The organism is Halorhodospira neutriphila, assembly GCF_016584055.1.
GTDB classification, from domain to species: Bacteria; Pseudomonadota; Gammaproteobacteria; order Nitrococcales; family Halorhodospiraceae; genus Halorhodospira; species Halorhodospira neutriphila.
Genome location: NZ_NRSH01000247.1, coordinates 1 through 1,279, shown reverse-complemented (window position 1 = coordinate 1,279; position 1,279 = coordinate 1). Strand labels below are relative to the sequence as shown.

At 74.9% G+C, this 1,279-nt stretch carries 2 protein-coding genes; both read right to left on the bottom strand.

The genetic code is table 11. The features are described from left to right. On the bottom strand, window positions 1-206 hold a 206-nt coding region (locus CKO13_RS12235; RefSeq protein ID WP_200261415.1), incomplete at its 3' end, for a hypothetical protein. Next, the coding region (locus CKO13_RS12230; protein ID WP_200261413.1) for a hypothetical protein at window positions 203-1,279 on the bottom strand (1,077 nt) is incomplete at its 5' end. The genes CKO13_RS12235 and CKO13_RS12230, both read right to left, overlap by 4 nt.

The window sequence follows — 1,279 nt, the reverse complement described above, 5'->3', positions numbered from 1 at the left end:
TCGCCGGCCGGGCCCCGGAGCACCCGCCGGAAGACGATCTCCTCGCCCGGCCGCGGCAGGGGGCGGAGATCGCCGCCCCGGCCGCGGAACTCCAGCGCCTGCGGGGCCTCCTCCAGCCCCGCCAGGACCCCGCCGGCGCGGAGCGTCAGCCCGCGCGCCGTGGCGAAGGCGCAGCGGCCGAGCACGGCGCCGCCGGGGCGGCTCACGGCCGCAGCCACTCCAGCGCCCGCTGCCACCAGGTCGGCCCGAGGCGCCAGCTGGTGAGCTGCTCGTAGATCCAGGCGAAGATGTCGTGGATATCGGCGTAGTCGGGCTCGCGGAGGCGGGGAGCGCCGCCCTCCTCGGCGATCTCGCCGAGGTGCAGGGCCATCATCTGGACCCGCTCCTGGCTCGGCCAGCCGTCCAGGATCCGGTAGGTCCGCGGCGCGAAGCGCTGCACGTAGGCCTCGCAGGCCTCGCCGCGCAGGGCCTTGCAGCCCTCGTAGCGGGGGTCGCGCGCCTGGAGGTGGCGCAGGGCCCGCTCGGGCTTGGAGACCAGCACGGCGAGCGACATGCGCCGGCGGAAGCCCGGGTAGTGGAGGTCGAGGAAGGTGAGGAGGTTCTGGAAGAGGACGTCGTTCTCCTCGCCGCAGTCCGGGTCGACGACGAGGAACAGGAGCGTGCGGAGGCGCTCGTTGGCCAGGTAGCGGCCGAGGATCTCGGCCATGGCGGGGTCGCTGTAGCGCTCGGCCACCACCGGCGTCATCAGCTCGCCGGAGAGCTCGAGGAGGCTCAGCTCCAGGGGCGTGGTCACCCCGCGCAGGGGCTGGACGCGGAAGGTCACCTCCCGGGCGTCGCCCTCGTCCACCGGGTTCGCCGGCGGGAAGCCGCCCCGTCCCCAGATCCGCATCCACTCGTTGAAGAGCGCCATCGGCTCCCAGCCCTGGGCGCTCTCCTGGGGCGAGACCTGCAAGTGGGCGTCGAAGGGGCCGATGTGGGTGATGTAGTAGGCGAGGAAGGACTGGAAGGTAGTCTTCCCGGAGCCGGGGAAGCCGAAGGAGAGGAGGTAGTTGCCCGCCTTCTCCTCGATGGCCTCGGCCCCGAGGGGGCGGCGGGCCACGCCCGGCCCGCCCTGCCCGGACGCCTCCAGCGGCGGGGGGAGCAGCCCCGGCTCCTCCGCCGCGGCAGCCTCTGCCGCCTCGCCGCCGGGCTGCTGCGCCTCCGCGCCGGCGGCCTCCTGCGCCGCCGCCCGCTGCTCGTGGAGCCGGCGCAGCAGCCGTCTTGCCTTGCGCTCCGCCAT